We start from the raw sequence: 15,212 nt of genomic DNA, 5'->3' as shown, positions 1-15,212 counted from the left end.
CAAATTTGAAAGATGTGGTATGCATTTTGTGTGGTAGAAAGGAAACTGAACTTATTTAAATGAAAAAAATTATTTTATTGCTACTTATTATGCCAGCCATCAGTAGTGCTCAATTAAAAAACACAATTAAAAAAGCAATTTCAAAAACACCTACAGTTTCTGCAATTGATATTTCTAATGCTCTAAAAGAAGCTTTAGATAAAGGAATTAAAAAACAAGTTGTAAAACTTACTCAAGAAGATGGTTTTTACAAAAATGAATTAGTTAAAATAGTATTACCTGAAGAATTACAAAAAGTGGATACTCGATTAAGACAAATTGGGTTGTCAAGTTTAGCCGATGAAGGCATTTTATTATTAAACAGAGCTGCCGAAGATGCAGTAAAAGAAGCAACACCAATTTTTGTAGATGCCATAAAAAATATGACATTTACTGATGCAAAAAATATTGTTTTAGGTCAAGAAAATGCAGCTACAAATTATTTGCAAAGTACTACTTCAGTCGCTTTGTATGCTTCATTTAATCCTGTTATTAAAAATTCACTTGCAAAAGTGGGCGCAGAGAAAATTTGGAATCAAATTATTACCAAGTACAACGGCATTCCATTGGTTAAAAAAATAAATCCGGATTTAGCAGAGTACACAACTAATAAAACCTTAGTAGGAGTTTATAAAATGATTGCTTTGGAAGAAAAGGAAATTAGAACTAATTTAACTTCAAGAAACTCTGATTTGTTAAAAAAAGTTTTCGCCTTGCAAGATAAAAAATAATTTGTGTAATTATAACAAAATCTTAACAGTATGAAATAACTATTATACTGATATTTGCATATAAATAAATAGTTTTTTAAGGTTAGTTTTTAGTTAAGAAACAACTGAGATTTAGTTTTCAGTTGTTTTTTTTTTGTTTTTTCTGATTATTTATATATCGAATCACTTCAGAATTAAATATATCTGATTGTTCAACATTTACAACATGTCCACAATTTTCAACAACTACTAATTGAGATGTTTTATAATGACTTTCCACTACTTTTCTTACGGAAGGTAAAAACATATAATCTTCATTACCCATTATATATAGTGTAGGAACAGACAATTCCACTTGACGAAACCATTTTAAAATTGGGTTAATTTCAGCAGTTAGCTTAAACCATTTTATAAATTCTTTTTGATAGAGTTTTTTTGCTTCATTGATAAATAACAATCTAGATTGCTTATGGTTTTTGTTTGGCATAATTACAAACGCAAAAAAACGATACAAAACCAAATAAGGCAAAACATATTTAAACATATTGCCTAATCGCATTAAAATTTGTGAACGAAAATTCATTTTTAAAATAGCGCCGCCCATAATCATACTTTGCACTCTGTTTTCGTACATTTCTGCAAATTGTCGGATAACTATAGTTCCTAAAGATATTCCGATAAAGTGTGATTTTTGAATATTTAAATGATTGAGAACTTCTAAAACATCATTAGCGATGGCTTTAAATGTATATTTTTTAGTAATTTTCTCTTTGGAATTGCCATGACCACGAAGATCTAATAATAAAACATTAAAATGCACTTTAAATTCCTTTATCTGTTTAAACCAAATTGAGGAGCTACCACCTGCGCCATGGACAAACGTTACCCATTCAGTCGTGTTTTTATTTTCGTATGTGGTATAAGCTATCATTTTTATTTGTAAATGTAAAGCTTTTCTTGCAACAAAGTGAAATAATCGAATGCTTTAACTAAACGACTTCCATACCAAGAAAACATTTCGCCATCAACAAAAATAGTTTTTGCGTGGTGTGTATGTCTTCCTAACTCGAAAGCGTGTTCATCTGTAAAAGGAAAAGGTTCAGAAGATAAAAACACAAAATCGGGATCACCTTGTATTCGCATTTTATTAATAACCACTTCAGGATATCTTCCTTCATATTTTGGATTAGTATCATAAATATTTTCTAATCCATTCAATTTTAGCATCTCATTAATAAATGTATCGCCAGCAGCAACCATATATGGGTTTGCCCAAATAAAATAGGCTACTTTTTGTTTGGCATTTTCTTCAAATTTTGAAGCTACAAGAGTTTGGAGTTTTTGATATCCGAAGTTAATTTTATCAATCCACTTTTGTGCATTGGTTCTTTTATTAAACAGATTTCCGAAATCTTCAATCATTTTATTATTGTCGGCAATAGTAACAATATCTGTCACCCAAACTGGACAAATAGTTCTTAATTGCTCTACAATTTCTTTGGTGTTTTCTTCTTTATTGGCAATAATTATATCTGGTTGTAAGGCTTTTATTTTATCGAATTTAATGGTTTTCGTACCGCCAATAATTTCTTTAGTTGATTTAAAACGAAAGGGATGCACACAAAACTTCGTAATACCAACAATTTCATCTTCCAAACCCAAATCGTAAAGCAACTCCGTTTGTGATGGCACTAAAGAAATAATTCTTTTTGGTGCGTTTTCGAAAGAGTGAATGGTGCCAAGTTGGTCTGTGAAAGTTTTTTGTTTCAAGTTTTATTTTTTTAGTTTCAAGTTTCAGGTTTAAAAATTCAATTTACTTATTCGTTTCTTTGGAAAACTTGAAACTTTAAACTTGGAACAAAATTTGCTCCATTTCTTGTTGCAACTTCAACGCTTCTTCCCTTGCCTTTTCTGCGAAATCAGTCTCGTTAGAAGCGTAAATTATACCTCTTGAAGAATTAATTAATAAGCCCACATTTTCGTTCATTCCATATTTACAAACTTCGGCTAAACTTCCGCCTTGAGCTCCTACACCTGGAACTAATAAGAAACTATTTGGTACAATTTTTCTAATTTCTGTAAAATATTCTGCTTTTGTAGCCCCTACAACATACATTAAATTTTGACTGTTTTTCCAATTTTTAGACGTTTCTAAAACCGTTTTATATAATTCTTGCCCATTTGTATCTAACGTTTGAAAATCGAAAGCACCTTCATTTGACGTTAAAGCTAACATAATAGTATGTTTGTTTTCAAAAGCCAAAAAAGGTTCTACAGAATCTTTTCCCATATAAGGCGCAACAGTAACTGAATCAAAATTTAAATCTTCAAAAAAAGCTTTAGCATACATTGTTGATGTATTTCCAATATCACCTCGTTTTGCATCGGCTATTGTGAAAATATTTGGATAGTTATTGTTTATATAATCGATTGTTTTCTGTAACGATTGCCAACCTTTGATGCCATAAGCTTCATAAAAAGCCGTATTTGGTTTGTAAGAAACACATACATCGTGCGTAGCATCAATGATCGCTTTATTAAATTCGAAAATTGGATCTTCTGTTGTTAATAAATGTGCTGGGATTTTACTTAAATCAACATCTAAGCCAATACATAGAAACGATTTTTTAGTTCGAATTTGCTCAATAAGTTGTGAAGTAGTCATTTTGTTTGTTTTATGATTACAAAAGTATAAATAATTTAATTGAGAAGTTACAAACCTGCAATATGTTTTATTATAAAAATGAAACAAATGCATAATAATTGCTTATATTTGCTATAAATTTATTTAATACATTGAAAATCATAGCACAAATAGTAATTTTTATTTTCGTAACATCATTAACGATGCCTACACTTAGTTGGTTTGTTAAGGATGTTGAAAAATGCTATTCATTTTGTGACATCGATAAATCTGAAAAAGAGCTTGATAATTCTGAAGAAAAAGAATTAGATAAAAATGAACTGGATTTTTTTGACAAAATAATATTTACAGAAAAAATTTATTTCAAAACTTCAATTAATGATGATGTAGTAAATTTATTTCATTTTCTAAGTAATCATACTTCTCAATTTAGAGAAATTTTTTCGCCACCTCCAGATATAGTTTAATATATTTTTGCTTTTCGATGTTTTTAAATTAACATCGTACAAATAATTTATTAAATTTATATTTTAGTATGTCAAAAAAAATCAATCTTTTTGCAAACCTAAAATCTGATTTTGCTTCAGGTTTAGTGGTTTTTCTTGTGGCATTGCCATTGTGTCTCGGTATTGCATTAGCAAGTGGAGCACCATTATTTTCAGGTATTATTTCGGGTATTGTTGGCGGTATTGTAGTGGGATATTTAAGTCAGTCGCATTTAAGTGTTTCTGGTCCAGCTGCAGGATTAACTGCAATTGTTTTAACCGCCATAACAGATATAGGTTCATTTAATACTTTTCTTTTAGCGGTTTTACTTGCTGGAATAATTCAGTTAATACTAGGTTTTATTAAAGCTGGAAGTATTTCAAATTATTTCCCAAACAATGTTATTGAAGGAATGTTGGCTGGAATTGGAGTGATTATTATATTGAAACAAATTCCTCACGCATTTGGTTATGATCCAGATTTTGAAGGTGATGAATCTTTTTTTCAACCGGATGGACAAAATACTTTTTCTGAAATTTTCAATATATTTAATCATATTCAATTGGGTTCGATAGTTATAGCTGCAATTTCGTTAGCGATATTAATTTTATGGAATAAAGTTGATGTTTTAAAGAAAATAAAACTAATTCCACCAGCTTTAGTAGCAGTTATTGTAAGTATTTTATTAAACGAATTTTTTATACAATCTGGAAGTAATTTCGCAATTACAAAAGAGCATTTGGTTAGTTTACCCGTTCCAACGACTTTAGAAGAATTCAAAAATATCATTGTAACTCCAGATTTTACTGCAATTTCAAATTCAAAAGTTTGGATTGTTGCGATAACTATTGCTGTCGTTGCCTCAATTGAAACTTTATTATGCATTGAAGCTTCTGACAGAATGGATGCTTTAAAAAGATATACCAATACAAATGTGGAATTAAAAGCACAAGGAATTGGTAATATTTTAAGTTCACTTTTAGGTGGTTTACCAATGACTTCTGTAGTAGTTAGAACTACTGCAAATAATACTGCTGGAGCAAAATCAAAAATGTCAGCAATAATTCACGGTGTGCTTTTATTAGTGAGCGTTTTAGCAATTCCAACAATATTGAATAAAATTCCGTTAGCAACTTTGGCAGCAGTTTTATTATTAGTGGGTTATAAATTGGCAAATCCTGCAACAATTAAACATTTTTGGGAGAAAGGAAAATACCAATTTATTCCATTTATAGCTACTTTTGGTGCAGTAGTTTTTACTGATTTATTGAAAGGTGTTGCTTTGGGAATGATTATTAGTGTTATATTTGTTTTAAAAGGAAATATGAAACGTGCCTATCATTTCAAAAAAGAAGAATATCAGGATGGCGACATTATTCATATCGATTTAGCACAGGAAGTTTCGTTTTTGAATAAAGCGGCTATAAAAACAACATTATCTGAAATACCAGAAAATGCTTTTGTAACCATTAATGCATCAAATACTGTTTATATTGCACACGATATTTTAACTATGATTACAGAATTTGCAGAAGTTAATGCAAAAGAATTAAAGATTGATGTGAAATTAGAAGGTTTTAAAAAAGCATATAATTTAGAAAATAATGAATATTTTAAAAGCACTGTAACTTTTGAAAAAAAATACAATGCATTGAAACGAAAAGTAGAAATAATAAGAAATAATAATTAAAATATAGAAAAATGAGTAGTGATTTTTACAAAAAGATTTTAGACAACAACAAAAAATGGGTTGAAAATCAATTAGCAATTGACGTAGAATATTTTAAAGATTTAGCTAAAGGACAACAACCGCCTTTATTATGGATTGGCTGTTCAGATAGTCGTGTGCCGGCTAACGAAATTATTGGAGCAAAACCAGGTGAAGTTTTTGTTCATAGAAATATTGCAAATATGGTTATTCATAGTGATATGAATATGCTGAGTGTATTAGATTATGCTGTAAATGTATTAAAAGTAAAACACGTTATTGTTTGTGGACATTATGGCTGTGGTGGAGTAAAAGCTGCTATGGGTAATCAATCTATTGGATTAATTGATAACTGGATTCGTCATATTAAAGATGTATATCGTTTACATGATACGTATTTAAATTCAATCGAAGATGAAGAAGAACGTTTTAATAAGTTTGTTGAAATTAATGCACAAGAACAAGTATTTGATTTAGCAAAAACTTCAATTGTTCAAAATGCATGGAGAAATGGACAAGAACTTACACTTCATGGTTGGACCTACGGTTTAAATTCAGGTTATGTAACCGATTTAGGTGTAAACATGAGTTCTAATGAAGAATTAGATGAAGTCTATCAATTGAAGTTTTCGAACTAAAAATAGTTACAAACATTTAATTAGCGTTAAATAAATTGGCATACCTATAGTAATATTTAAAGGAAATGTTACTGCTAATGCCATGGGCAAAAACAACCCTGGATTTGCTTTTGGTACGGCAATTTTCATAGCAGCAGGCACAGCAATATATGAGGCGCTTGCTGCTAAAACTGCTAAAATAAATCGATTTCCTATATCATCAGTAACTATTTGACTGCATAAAGCCACTATACAACCGTTAAATAGAGGAATAATAAGAGCAAAAAATACGGCAAACCAGCCGCTTTTTACAAAGTCTCCTAATTTTTTACCACTTACAATACCCATATCTAAAAGAAATATAGCTAAAAAACCTTTAAACAAATCATTTGTAAATGGTTTAATACCTAAAGCTTGTTCTTCGCTAGCTAACAAGCCAATTACTAAACTTCCTAAAATTAAGAGTACACTTCCATTGGTAAACGAATGTTTTACCAAAGACAAAATCGATGTATTCGTTTCTTTTTTCTTATCAAACATTCGGATTAATATTACACCTACAATAATGGCTGGTGCTTCCATCAACGCCATAACAGCAACCATATGCCCGCTAAACGCCATGTGTTGAATCTCTAAAAATGAAGCAGCAGTTACAAAAGTTACTGCACTTACTGAACCATAAGCGGCGGCAATTGCACCGGCATCAAAAACATTAAATTTTCTTCTCAAAATAAAGAAGGAATATATCGGAATAATCAATGCGATAACTACACCTAACAATACAGACCAAACAATTTCCAATGTAAATTCGCTATGAGCTAACTCTTGTCCGCCTTTAAATCCGATAGAGAATAAAAGATATAACGAGATGAACTTAGAAGAATTGGGTGGTATTTCTAAATCACTTTTTACTTTAACAGCAATAATTCCTAAAATAAAAAAAAGTAACGCTGGGTTTGTAAGGTTTTCAAATAATAAATCTAAATTCATTTTTTAGTTTTTAGTAGCTCGTTCCAAACGATCATTAATAGAGTTTCCTAAATCGATTTCAGGAAACTTTTGAGCAATAATTAGGTCTAAATTTTGAGAATCTAACCTATGCATTGCCGCATATAAATTAGCTGTAGCTTCTTTTAAACTTCCTTTTTCAGAAAGAATTTCTTTTACTACATTTTCATTTTTTAAGACTTGGTTCTTAAATAATAGAAAACCGATTTTTTTGGTTGGATGTTTTTCAAACTCTTTTTTTATATCACTAACTAATATAGTTTTTGTTAAGGGCGCATAATGTCTGGTTAGCATTCCTGGTGCTACTGGTGCTTTCTCATTTTTATTTTTAATTAAAATCGAACCTATAACGCTTTCGATTTCTTCTCTTGAAATAGCCCCTAGTCTGTACAAAATTGGTTCTTCATTCTCAAATCCAATTATTGTAGACTCTATACCATTCAAACAATTACCGCCATCTAAAACCAATGAAAGTGTATTTGAAAAATAATTTGCTACATGTTCTGCAGTAGTCGGACTAATAGAACCAAAAGGATTTGCACTTGGAGCTGCTAATGGAAAATTAAGTTTAGACAATAATTCTAAAGTTAAATAATGATTAGGGATTCTAACCGCAACTGTATCTTTTCCGCCAGTAACCAAATCAGAAATAGAATTTCGTTTTTTTAATACAAGCGTTAGCGGACCAGGCCAAAAATTATTAGCTAATAATTTCGCTTTTAAAGGAATTTCTGAACATACCGCTTCTAAACAAGTTAAGGAATGCACATGAACGATTAACGGATTAAAAAATGGTCTTTTTTTTGTTTCAAATATTTTTTTTATTGCCTTTTCGCTAAATATATTTCCTGCCAAACCATAAACCGTTTCTGTTGGAATAGCTACTACTTCATCATTCTCTAACAGATTTTTGGCTAAATCTAAATCTTTTGATATTTGAATCATAAATTATGGGTTACACGTGTCACAATATGTTGGGTCTTCATAAGTAATTCCTCTAGGAAACATTTTTTTATTACTATATTGGCATTTTTTACATCGGTACAAATAATATAAAGTGGAGCGGGTTGGATTTTTACATAGCTCACACGGTAAACCTGAAACAGCATCAATAATATCATAACCCGGTGTTTGACAAGTTGGACAAAGTGATTTTATTTTTTCAATTAACTGCCAAGTTGCTTTTTCAATTACTTTCATACGTGTTGGATTATACATTGCTCGCATATCCGTCTCTACATAAACACAACCATTCTTTTTTTGTATTTCATAAAATTTTTCTAATAATTCTTTTTCAGATTGTATGCCTTTGAAAATAGTTGAAAAATTTACTTCATCTGATTTTAAAATTAGTGCATGAGACGGAAAATTTACTTTTTTAGCAAAAGTCAGCAAATCTGTTTCATTAGAAATTTTTTGACCATTAAAATTGGTTTCCAAACTAATTTCTTTGGCTATAATTTCAAGATCATTTTTAAAATCTTTAAGCATTACTAATTCTTGATTGGCATGCGCAAAAAAAATCGATGGATGTGCTCCAAAAGAACCTTCACTAGCAATTACAAAATCAGATTTTGTAGTATTTGCAGCAAGGATACATTTATTTCTTAATGTGACTAAGGCATCATCTTTACGCTCAATTTCACCTGAAAATGTCCCTAAAGTATCCGTGTCAAATTGTTCAGAAACATAACTAGAAATCGAAAGTTCTTTCTTAAGAATGGGAGCCATAACAAGCTCTTTTTTATGCTTTGTAGCAATTAGTACTTTTCGACCTGCAAACATATTATTCTTCTAAACGAATGGTTAGCGTACTATTAATTACCAATTTTTTATTTTTCTCTTTTGCACTGTCAATAAGATGTTTTACTTCATCTTTAGTTGCCAACAGCTCTTGAATACGAACTTTCGAATGTGCTATTTCATGATTAAATCGGATATGATTACTAAAATCTTCTCTGTTATGATAGTCAATTTTATAATTTAATAAAGCAATTAAAAGTTTGTCCGCGTCATCTATAGTAAAAACGCCATCAATAAATTTGTAATCTTGTACTTTTTCCATGTTTTATTGTTTTATGTATTAAAATTATTTTACGTTGCAAAATTGAAACTTTTAATTCATAAATTTTTATTTATATTTGTAATGTAAACCATAAAATATATTTATGAAATATACTTTACATCAACTTCAGGTTTTTTATAAAATAACAGAAACTTTAAGTATTACTAAAGCTGCTGAAGAATTGTTTCTTACTCAACCAGCTGTCTCAATACAATTAAAAAATTTTCAAAACCAGTTTGATATTCCATTAACAGAAATTGTCGGCAGACAAATTTATATTACGGATTTTGGTAAAGAAATTGCAGCCGCCGCTGAAGTTATACTTAATGAAGTGTATGCAATAAACTATAAAACACAAGCTTACAAAGGACAATTATCAGGTAGGTTAAAGTTATCAGTAGTTTCTACAGGAAAATATGTTATCCCCTATTTTTTGAGTGATTTTTTAATGAACAACAAAGAAGTAGAACTAGAAATGGATGTAACAAACAAAACAAAAGTCTTAAAATCGTTAAAAAATAATGAAATTGATTTTGCTTTAGTTTCAATACTTCCAAAAGATATAGAAGTTGAATCGAAAATTATTTTAGAAAACAAGCTGTTTTTGATTGGAAATAAATATGTAGATATTAATCCTAAAAATGATTTAGCTGAATACGCTGCAAATTACCCGCTTATATATAGGGAAGCTGGATCTGCAACAAGAATTACAATGGAAAATTATTTAGATCAAAACGGAATTAAACCAAATATGAAACTCCAATTAACTTCAAATGAAGCAGTAAAACAATCTGTAATTGCAGGATTAGGACTTTCGATAATGCCATTAATTGGACTGAAGAATGAATTAGACAAAGGTGATCTTAAAATAATTCCAGTAAAAAAATTACCAATTGTTTCTAGTTGGCGATTAATTTGGTTAAAAGGGAAAAAATTTAGTCCAGTCGCAAATGCTTATCTAAAACACATAAATGCCGCCCACGAAGAAATTAAAAACGAATATTTTTCTTGGATTTCGAATTATTAATCTTTTAAATTTTCATTAAAAGCAGAAGGCAATAATTGTGGGATAAACTTTATTAAAATTGGCAATAATAAACCACCCCCCGGAAGTAAAAAAATAGTAAGCGAAGGAATGCTTTTGCAGATGTCTAATAACTGTTTTTTTACTTTCTTTTTTTCTTCAAAACTCAATTCATTTTGAGTTGATTTTCCCAATAATTTTACCAATTCTTTACTTTCAGAAAGTTCTTTAAGTAACCTAGTTTTATTTCTGCTTACTAACTTTGCAATATTATCTTGGGTGTTTGTATAAAACTGTTTTACGGGATGATTCAAATTATAAAAAGGCAGGTTTTTTTTATACTTATTAATAAATTCAACTAGTTCATAACCAGTATTTTGATTGTTTTTATTTAAACCTAATTTTAAAGTAAATTCAGTAAGAAAAGCCTGTTCGCTTTCATATACTACACCATCGCTTAACAAGGTCATGTGAGCAATTTCGTATAGATATAAACTTTCTAATTCAGACCGACTTCCTTCAAAAACAATATCAATAATTTCGTTATTATTTATTTTAGAAACCTTAGAATATCGCAACGAATTTTCGAACATTTTTAGAAGCATTATATCGTACTCCGATTTATGTTTTTTCACATTCAATGAAAACATAATTAATGCCAAACATTTACGTTCTAAATTCTTAAAAAAATCAAGATTAATTGTTTTATAATTCAAATAATATTCAAAAGCCAAAATATCTATATACAACATGGAATTGGTAACCATATGTGTGAAATTTTTGGTAACAATATTATCATTAGTTTGTAAACGTTCATTGATAATGCTTTCTAATTTTTGATAGGTATTAGAATATGGCAAAACAATATTTAAAAAACTAAAATTTCCTTTTGATACTATATTATAAAATTGAAATAAATCTTCAATAAATAGTTGATAATCCGCTTCTTTTTTTGTTTTATACAAAGCAAAAAGCGTAGCTAAAAAACCGACTTTCATCTTTTCTTCAGTATCCCATTTTGAGTCTTCTAATTCTGTTTCTAGATGATAATATACGACATAACCATAGATTAAACCACTTTTCTGGCATGCCAAAAAAAAGGATTCATCAGTTGTGTAATCTGACACATCTGTACCATACTGATTTAGGAACTTTTCAATCCAACCGTTAATTGATGGGTTAATTTGCATGAATTATCTGGTGTTTTAAATCGTAATTAATTAACAAACCTACAAATTTACTATAACTTTCCATTCCGTCTTTTTGTTGGTTCATCTTTAAAAATGTGTCGTAAATGTATTCAAAAAAAGTATCAATCCACGAATGATAGTGTTTCCAAAAGGTTTTGTTTTCGTTAAAATTTTCCAAAACACCTTTATTTATAAATACTTTATACATTTTACTACTTCCTTCTTCAAAAAGCTCTAAATTATACAAACAATAATTTAAAGCAAAAGCATACGCCGAATATTGAAAATACACATCTTTATTTTGCGAAGCGGCTATAAATCCAACAAAATTACAATCACTTTCAGATGCAATTCCGGTTTGATGCGCCATTTCGTGACAAATTGTTAATGGTGAAGTATATTTTGGTTTTAAATAATTTACCTGCGCTTCATTGGTAAACGGATTTAAATATCCACCAAATCCCATATAACTCAATGGCAAACTAAAAATTGAGGATTTGATACTTTTATGTTGATATTGAATATGCGATAACGGTTTAGGTAAATTAGCATATCCGTTTGGTGCTATTTCATACATTTGTTGCTCCGAATAATTAAAAACTACTTTTTTATACTGTTCTTTTTCTATTCGAAGCTGCAACTGATTTGTTTTGGCAATTAATTTTAACGTCAAATTTTGCAATTGTTCCATGGTGTATTCTTTTTCAATACCTATTTTTTTATGCAACGGAATTCTGTAATAATTCAATCCCCACAAAAAATGAAAAAAGAAATACAAAATCGAAATAAAACTCAAAATAGTCAAGCCGTTTGTTTTCCAATTTTTAAAAAAGCCAATTCTATTTTTATAAATCCATCTAAAAATAAAGAAAAACAATAACGTATAACATAAATCGCCCACAGAAAAAGGAATCCAACCAAAAATAATTCGACTACTTTTAGAGATGTACAAATACAAACCATTGCTATAAAAGCGCTCTGTAAAGTCTGGAAAAAGTGAAAGCACGTTAATCAGAATAACTTGAATAATTAAAAAGTATAACTTATTCACAGATTGAATTTAAATTGTAAATATAACTACAATTTCATTTATTAAGAAATTAAACTTTGTAACTTTGTATTTCAAAAAAAATCTTATTAAATAATATAAAAAGATAATTCATAAATGAGTCAAGAAGTAAGAAATTTAGAACCAAAAGTACTTTGGAACAAATTTGCCGATTTAAATGCTGTACCACGTCCATCTAAAAAAGAAGAACGTGTTATTGCATTTATGATGGAATTTGGTCAGAAATTAGGATTTGAAACCATTAAAGACGAAGTTGGAAACGTAATTATAAAAAAACCGGCTACTGCTGGAATGGAAAATCGTAAAACCATTGTAATGCAATCGCATTTAGATATGGTGCATCAAAAAAACAATGATACGGATTTCGATTTCGACACACAAGGTATTGAAATGTATGTTGATGGCGAATGGGTTCGTACCAAAGGAACTACTTTAGGTGCCGATAACGGATTAGGTGTTGCCACAATTATGGCAATCTTAGAAAGCACTACAATTCCTCACCCTGCCATTGAGGCTTTGTTTACGATAGATGAAGAAACTGGTATGACAGGCGCAATGGGATTAAAAGGTGGCTTATTAGAAGGTGAAATCCTTTTAAATTTAGACACCGAAGAAGACGATGAAATTGATATTGGTTGTGCAGGCGGTGTAGACGTTACGGCAGTTGCAGAATACAATGAAGAAGATACTCCTACTGATGCTGTTGGTTATACCATTACCGTAAAAGGTTTAAATGGCGGACATTCAGGTATGGATATCGACAAAGGTTTAGGTAATGCAAACAAAATTATGAACCGTTTATTATTTAATGGTTTTGAAGATTTTGGCTTACAAATTTCAACTATTAATGGTGGTAGTTTGCGCAATGCCATTCCTAGAGAAAGTATAGCTGAAGTAGCCATTGCTCCTATTTACGATGAAGCATTTACATTTGATATGCAAGAAATTATCAATGAAATAAAAGCTGAGTTTAAAACTACAGAACCCAATTTAGAAATTGTGATTGAGAAATCGGCGACGACTCCAACTAAAGTGATGCCTCCAATGGCTCAGTTTTATATGGTTCGTTCCATTTATGCAGCACATAATGGTGTATATAGAATGAGTGCCGATTTTGATAATTTAGTCGAAACCTCAAATAATATCGCAAAAATCACAGTTGCTAATGGGAAATTAACTGTGCAATGTTTGACACGATCTTCTGTGGAAACCTCAAAATTTGATTTAGCAAACGCTTTACGCTCCGCTTTTGAATTAATGGGTTGCGAAGTGACTTTTGGTGGTTCGTATCCAGGTTGGACGCCAAATGCCAACTCAGAAATATTAGATGTTTTAACTTCAATATACGAAAAACAAAACGGAACTAAAGCTCACGTTGTAGCTTGTCATGCTGGTTTAGAATGTGGAATTTTAGGGATAAATTATCCAGAAATGGATATGATTTCTTTCGGACCAACCATAAAAGGCGCACACAGTCCAGATGAAAGAGCAAGTATTGCATCCGCTCAAAAATATTGGAAATTTGTATTAGAAATTTTAGAGAATATTCCAGTTAGAAAATAGAATAAAGAAAAAATAGCATAAACTAAAAATCCCAATCTTTCGATTGGGATTTTTTTATTTATTTCGTTAAATACATTTTTCGTCTTGCGTACAAGTCATAAAATTGATCATCTTTTAAATCATCAATAAATAAAATACTCTCACCTGTTGATTTCATTTCTGGACCTAAAGCTTTGTTTACGTTTGGAAATTTGCTAAAAGAGAAAACCGGTTGTTTTATCGCATATCCTTTTAATTGCGGATTGAAAGTAAAATCGGTTACTTTATTTGCGCCAAGCATTACTTTCGTTGCATAATTCACATATGGTTCTCCATACGCTTTTGCAATAAAAGGCACGGTACGAGATGCTCTAGGATTTGCTTCAATAATGTAAACAATATCGTCTTTAACCGCAAATTGAATATTAATTAATCCAACCGTTTTTAAAGCTACTGCAATTTTATTTGTATGATCTTTAATTTGCTGCATTACAAACTCACCTAAGTTAAAAGGAGGTAAGGTAGCATTACTATCACCAGAATGGACGCCACAAGGCTCAATATGCTCCATAATTCCAATAATATAAACATTTCCATCTGCATCACAAATAGCGTCGGCTTCAGCTTCAATGGCGCCATCTAAATAATGATCTAATAAAAGTTTATTTCCTGGTATTGATTTTAATAAATCAATTACGTGTTCTTCCAATTCTTGTTTATTAATTACAATTTTCATTCCTTGACCTCCTAACACATAAGAAGGGCGAACCAATAATGGAAAATCTAATGTGTCAGCAAGCAGCGTGGCTTCTTCAGCACTTTCAGCTATTCCAAATTGTGGAAATGGTATTTTTAATTCCGTTAATAAATCAGAGAACCTTCCTCTATCTTCTGCTAAATCTAAAGCATCAAATGAAGTTCCTAAAATTTTAATTCCATATTTCGATAATTTTTCAGCTAATTTTAAAGCCGTTTGTCCACCTAATTGCACAATCACACCTTCTGGTTTTTCGTGCTGAATAATATCGTATATATGTTCCCAAAAAACAGGTTCGAAATACAATTTATCAGCCGTATCAAAATCTGTGGAAACCGTTTCTGGATTACAGT

The 15,212-nt window shown here is 30.1% G+C and carries 16 protein-coding genes; 6 read left to right on the top strand and 10 right to left on the bottom strand.

Annotated elements, in window-relative coordinates; all coding sequences use genetic code 11:
• The first annotated feature begins 59 nt into the window (after positions 1-59).
• Entirely contained in the window at positions 60-770 is a 711-nt protein-coding gene (locus ABWP78_RS06195) for a DUF4197 domain-containing protein (RefSeq protein WP_353169910.1), read from the top strand.
• A 118-nt stretch (positions 771-888) separates the two neighbouring features.
• Here the strand turns inward: ABWP78_RS06195 and ABWP78_RS06190 are convergent, their stop codons facing one another.
• The 3 genes from ABWP78_RS06190 to pyrF form a co-directional block, all read right to left on the bottom strand.
• Positions 889-1,680: an alpha/beta fold hydrolase gene (locus ABWP78_RS06190; protein ID WP_353169909.1), complete on the bottom strand. Its 792-nt coding sequence runs from the start codon at positions 1,678-1,680 to the stop codon at positions 889-891.
• Between the two features lie 2 nt (positions 1,681-1,682).
• Positions 1,683-2,519, bottom strand: a complete 837-nt coding sequence (locus tag ABWP78_RS06185) for an ABC transporter substrate-binding protein (RefSeq protein WP_353169908.1) — start codon at positions 2,517-2,519, stop codon at positions 1,683-1,685.
• A 76-nt stretch (positions 2,520-2,595) separates the two neighbouring features.
• On the bottom strand, positions 2,596-3,414 hold the full coding sequence (gene pyrF / locus ABWP78_RS06180) for an orotidine-5'-phosphate decarboxylase (protein ID WP_353169907.1): 819 nt from the start codon (positions 3,412-3,414) through the stop codon (positions 2,596-2,598).
• 131 nt (positions 3,415-3,545) lie between these two features.
• Between pyrF and ABWP78_RS06175 the strand changes: the two genes are divergently transcribed.
• The 3 genes from ABWP78_RS06175 (at position 3,546) to can (ending at position 6,225) form a co-directional block, all read left to right on the top strand.
• A complete protein-coding gene (locus tag ABWP78_RS06175) occupies positions 3,546-3,860 on the top strand; it encodes a hypothetical protein (RefSeq protein WP_353169906.1) in 315 nt (104 codons plus the stop codon).
• Positions 3,861-3,928: 68 nt separating this feature from the next.
• Positions 3,929-5,569 carry a SulP family inorganic anion transporter gene (locus ABWP78_RS06170; protein WP_353169905.1) on the top strand — a complete coding sequence of 547 codons (1,641 nt, stop codon included), beginning with the start codon at positions 3,929-3,931 and terminating at the stop codon, positions 5,567-5,569.
• An 11-nt stretch (positions 5,570-5,580) separates the two neighbouring features.
• Positions 5,581-6,225, top strand: a complete 645-nt coding sequence (gene can, locus ABWP78_RS06165) for a carbonate dehydratase (protein ID WP_353169904.1) — start codon at positions 5,581-5,583, stop codon at positions 6,223-6,225.
• A 6-nt stretch (positions 6,226-6,231) separates the two neighbouring features.
• Here can and ABWP78_RS06160 read toward each other — a convergent pair whose 3' ends face one another.
• From ABWP78_RS06160 to ABWP78_RS06145, 4 genes are read right to left on the bottom strand one after another with little or no spacing between them, the layout of a single operon-like run.
• Positions 6,232-7,194, bottom strand: a complete 963-nt coding sequence (locus tag ABWP78_RS06160) for a sodium-dependent bicarbonate transport family permease (RefSeq protein ID WP_353169903.1) — start codon at positions 7,192-7,194, stop codon at positions 6,232-6,234.
• A gap of 3 nt (positions 7,195-7,197) precedes the next feature.
• Entirely contained in the window at positions 7,198-8,157 is a 960-nt protein-coding gene (locus tag ABWP78_RS06155) for an L-threonylcarbamoyladenylate synthase (RefSeq protein ID WP_353169902.1), read from the bottom strand.
• Between the two features lie 3 nt (positions 8,158-8,160).
• Positions 8,161-8,943 (bottom strand): DUF6671 family protein, encoded by a 783-nt coding sequence (locus ABWP78_RS06150; protein ID WP_353169901.1) that lies wholly within the window; start codon positions 8,941-8,943, stop codon positions 8,161-8,163.
• 55 nt (positions 8,944-8,998) lie between these two features.
• Entirely contained in the window at positions 8,999-9,277 is a 279-nt protein-coding gene (locus ABWP78_RS06145) for a hypothetical protein (RefSeq protein ID WP_353169900.1), read from the bottom strand.
• Positions 9,278-9,380: 103 nt separating this feature from the next.
• On the opposite strand from ABWP78_RS06145, the gene ABWP78_RS06140 reads away from it, so the two are divergent.
• On the top strand, positions 9,381-10,304 hold the full coding sequence (locus ABWP78_RS06140; RefSeq protein ID WP_353169899.1) for a LysR family transcriptional regulator: 924 nt from the start codon (positions 9,381-9,383) through the stop codon (positions 10,302-10,304).
• Here ABWP78_RS06140 and ABWP78_RS06135 read toward each other — a convergent pair.
• Both ABWP78_RS06135 and ABWP78_RS06130 read right to left on the bottom strand, forming a co-directional pair.
• Positions 10,301-11,491, bottom strand: coding sequence for an LETM1-related biofilm-associated protein (locus tag ABWP78_RS06135; protein ID WP_353169898.1), 1,191 nt, complete (start codon positions 11,489-11,491; stop codon positions 10,301-10,303). The two genes, ABWP78_RS06140 and ABWP78_RS06135, sit on opposite strands and share 4 nt — an antisense overlap.
• Complete coding sequence (locus tag ABWP78_RS06130; protein ID WP_353169897.1) at positions 11,481-12,542, bottom strand: DUF3810 domain-containing protein; 1,062 nt, start codon at positions 12,540-12,542, stop codon at positions 11,481-11,483. The genes ABWP78_RS06135 and ABWP78_RS06130 overlap by 11 nt, the downstream gene beginning before the upstream one ends.
• A gap of 114 nt (positions 12,543-12,656) precedes the next feature.
• Here ABWP78_RS06130 and ABWP78_RS06125 point away from each other — a divergent pair, with 114 nt between their 5' ends.
• On the top strand, positions 12,657-14,123 hold the full coding sequence (locus ABWP78_RS06125; RefSeq protein WP_353169896.1) for an aminoacyl-histidine dipeptidase: 1,467 nt from the start codon (positions 12,657-12,659) through the stop codon (positions 14,121-14,123).
• Positions 14,124-14,181: 58 nt separating this feature from the next.
• Here the strand turns inward: ABWP78_RS06125 and ABWP78_RS06120 are convergent.
• On the bottom strand, positions 14,182-15,212 hold a 1,031-nt coding region (locus ABWP78_RS06120; protein ID WP_353169895.1), incomplete at its 5' end, for an ATP-binding protein.

The organism is Flavobacterium sp. (assembly GCF_040402955.1).
In the GTDB taxonomy this organism is placed as follows: Bacteria; Bacteroidota; Bacteroidia; order Flavobacteriales; family Flavobacteriaceae; genus Flavobacterium.
This window is presented reverse-complemented; position numbering and strand designations above follow the sequence as displayed.

What these genes read in the sequence shown, in the direction of transcription:
- ABWP78_RS06195 (WP_353169910.1), top strand. Translation starts at nt 60, where the DNA reads ATGAAAAAAATTATTTTATTGCTACTTATTATGCCAGCCATCAGTAGT.
- ABWP78_RS06145 (WP_353169900.1), bottom strand. Translation starts at nt 9,277, where the DNA reads ATGGAAAAAGTACAAGATTACAAATTTATTGATGGCGTTTTTACTATA.
- pyrF (WP_353169907.1), bottom strand. Translation starts at nt 3,414, where the DNA reads ATGACTACTTCACAACTTATTGAGCAAATTCGAACTAAAAAATCGTTT.
- ABWP78_RS06170 (WP_353169905.1), top strand. Translation starts at nt 3,929, where the DNA reads ATGTCAAAAAAAATCAATCTTTTTGCAAACCTAAAATCTGATTTTGCT.
- ABWP78_RS06150 (WP_353169901.1), bottom strand. Translation starts at nt 8,943, where the DNA reads ATGGCTCCCATTCTTAAGAAAGAACTTTCGATTTCTAGTTATGTTTCT.
- ABWP78_RS06160 (WP_353169903.1), bottom strand. Translation starts at nt 7,194, where the DNA reads ATGAATTTAGATTTATTATTTGAAAACCTTACAAACCCAGCGTTACTT.
- can (WP_353169904.1), top strand. Translation starts at nt 5,581, where the DNA reads ATGAGTAGTGATTTTTACAAAAAGATTTTAGACAACAACAAAAAATGG.
- ABWP78_RS06135 (WP_353169898.1), bottom strand. Translation starts at nt 11,491, where the DNA reads ATGCAAATTAACCCATCAATTAACGGTTGGATTGAAAAGTTCCTAAAT.
- ABWP78_RS06155 (WP_353169902.1), bottom strand. Translation starts at nt 8,157, where the DNA reads ATGATTCAAATATCAAAAGATTTAGATTTAGCCAAAAATCTGTTAGAG.
- ABWP78_RS06190 (WP_353169909.1), bottom strand. Translation starts at nt 1,680, where the DNA reads ATGATAGCTTATACCACATACGAAAATAAAAACACGACTGAATGGGTA.
- ABWP78_RS06140 (WP_353169899.1), top strand. Translation starts at nt 9,381, where the DNA reads ATGAAATATACTTTACATCAACTTCAGGTTTTTTATAAAATAACAGAA.
- ABWP78_RS06125 (WP_353169896.1), top strand. Translation starts at nt 12,657, where the DNA reads ATGAGTCAAGAAGTAAGAAATTTAGAACCAAAAGTACTTTGGAACAAA.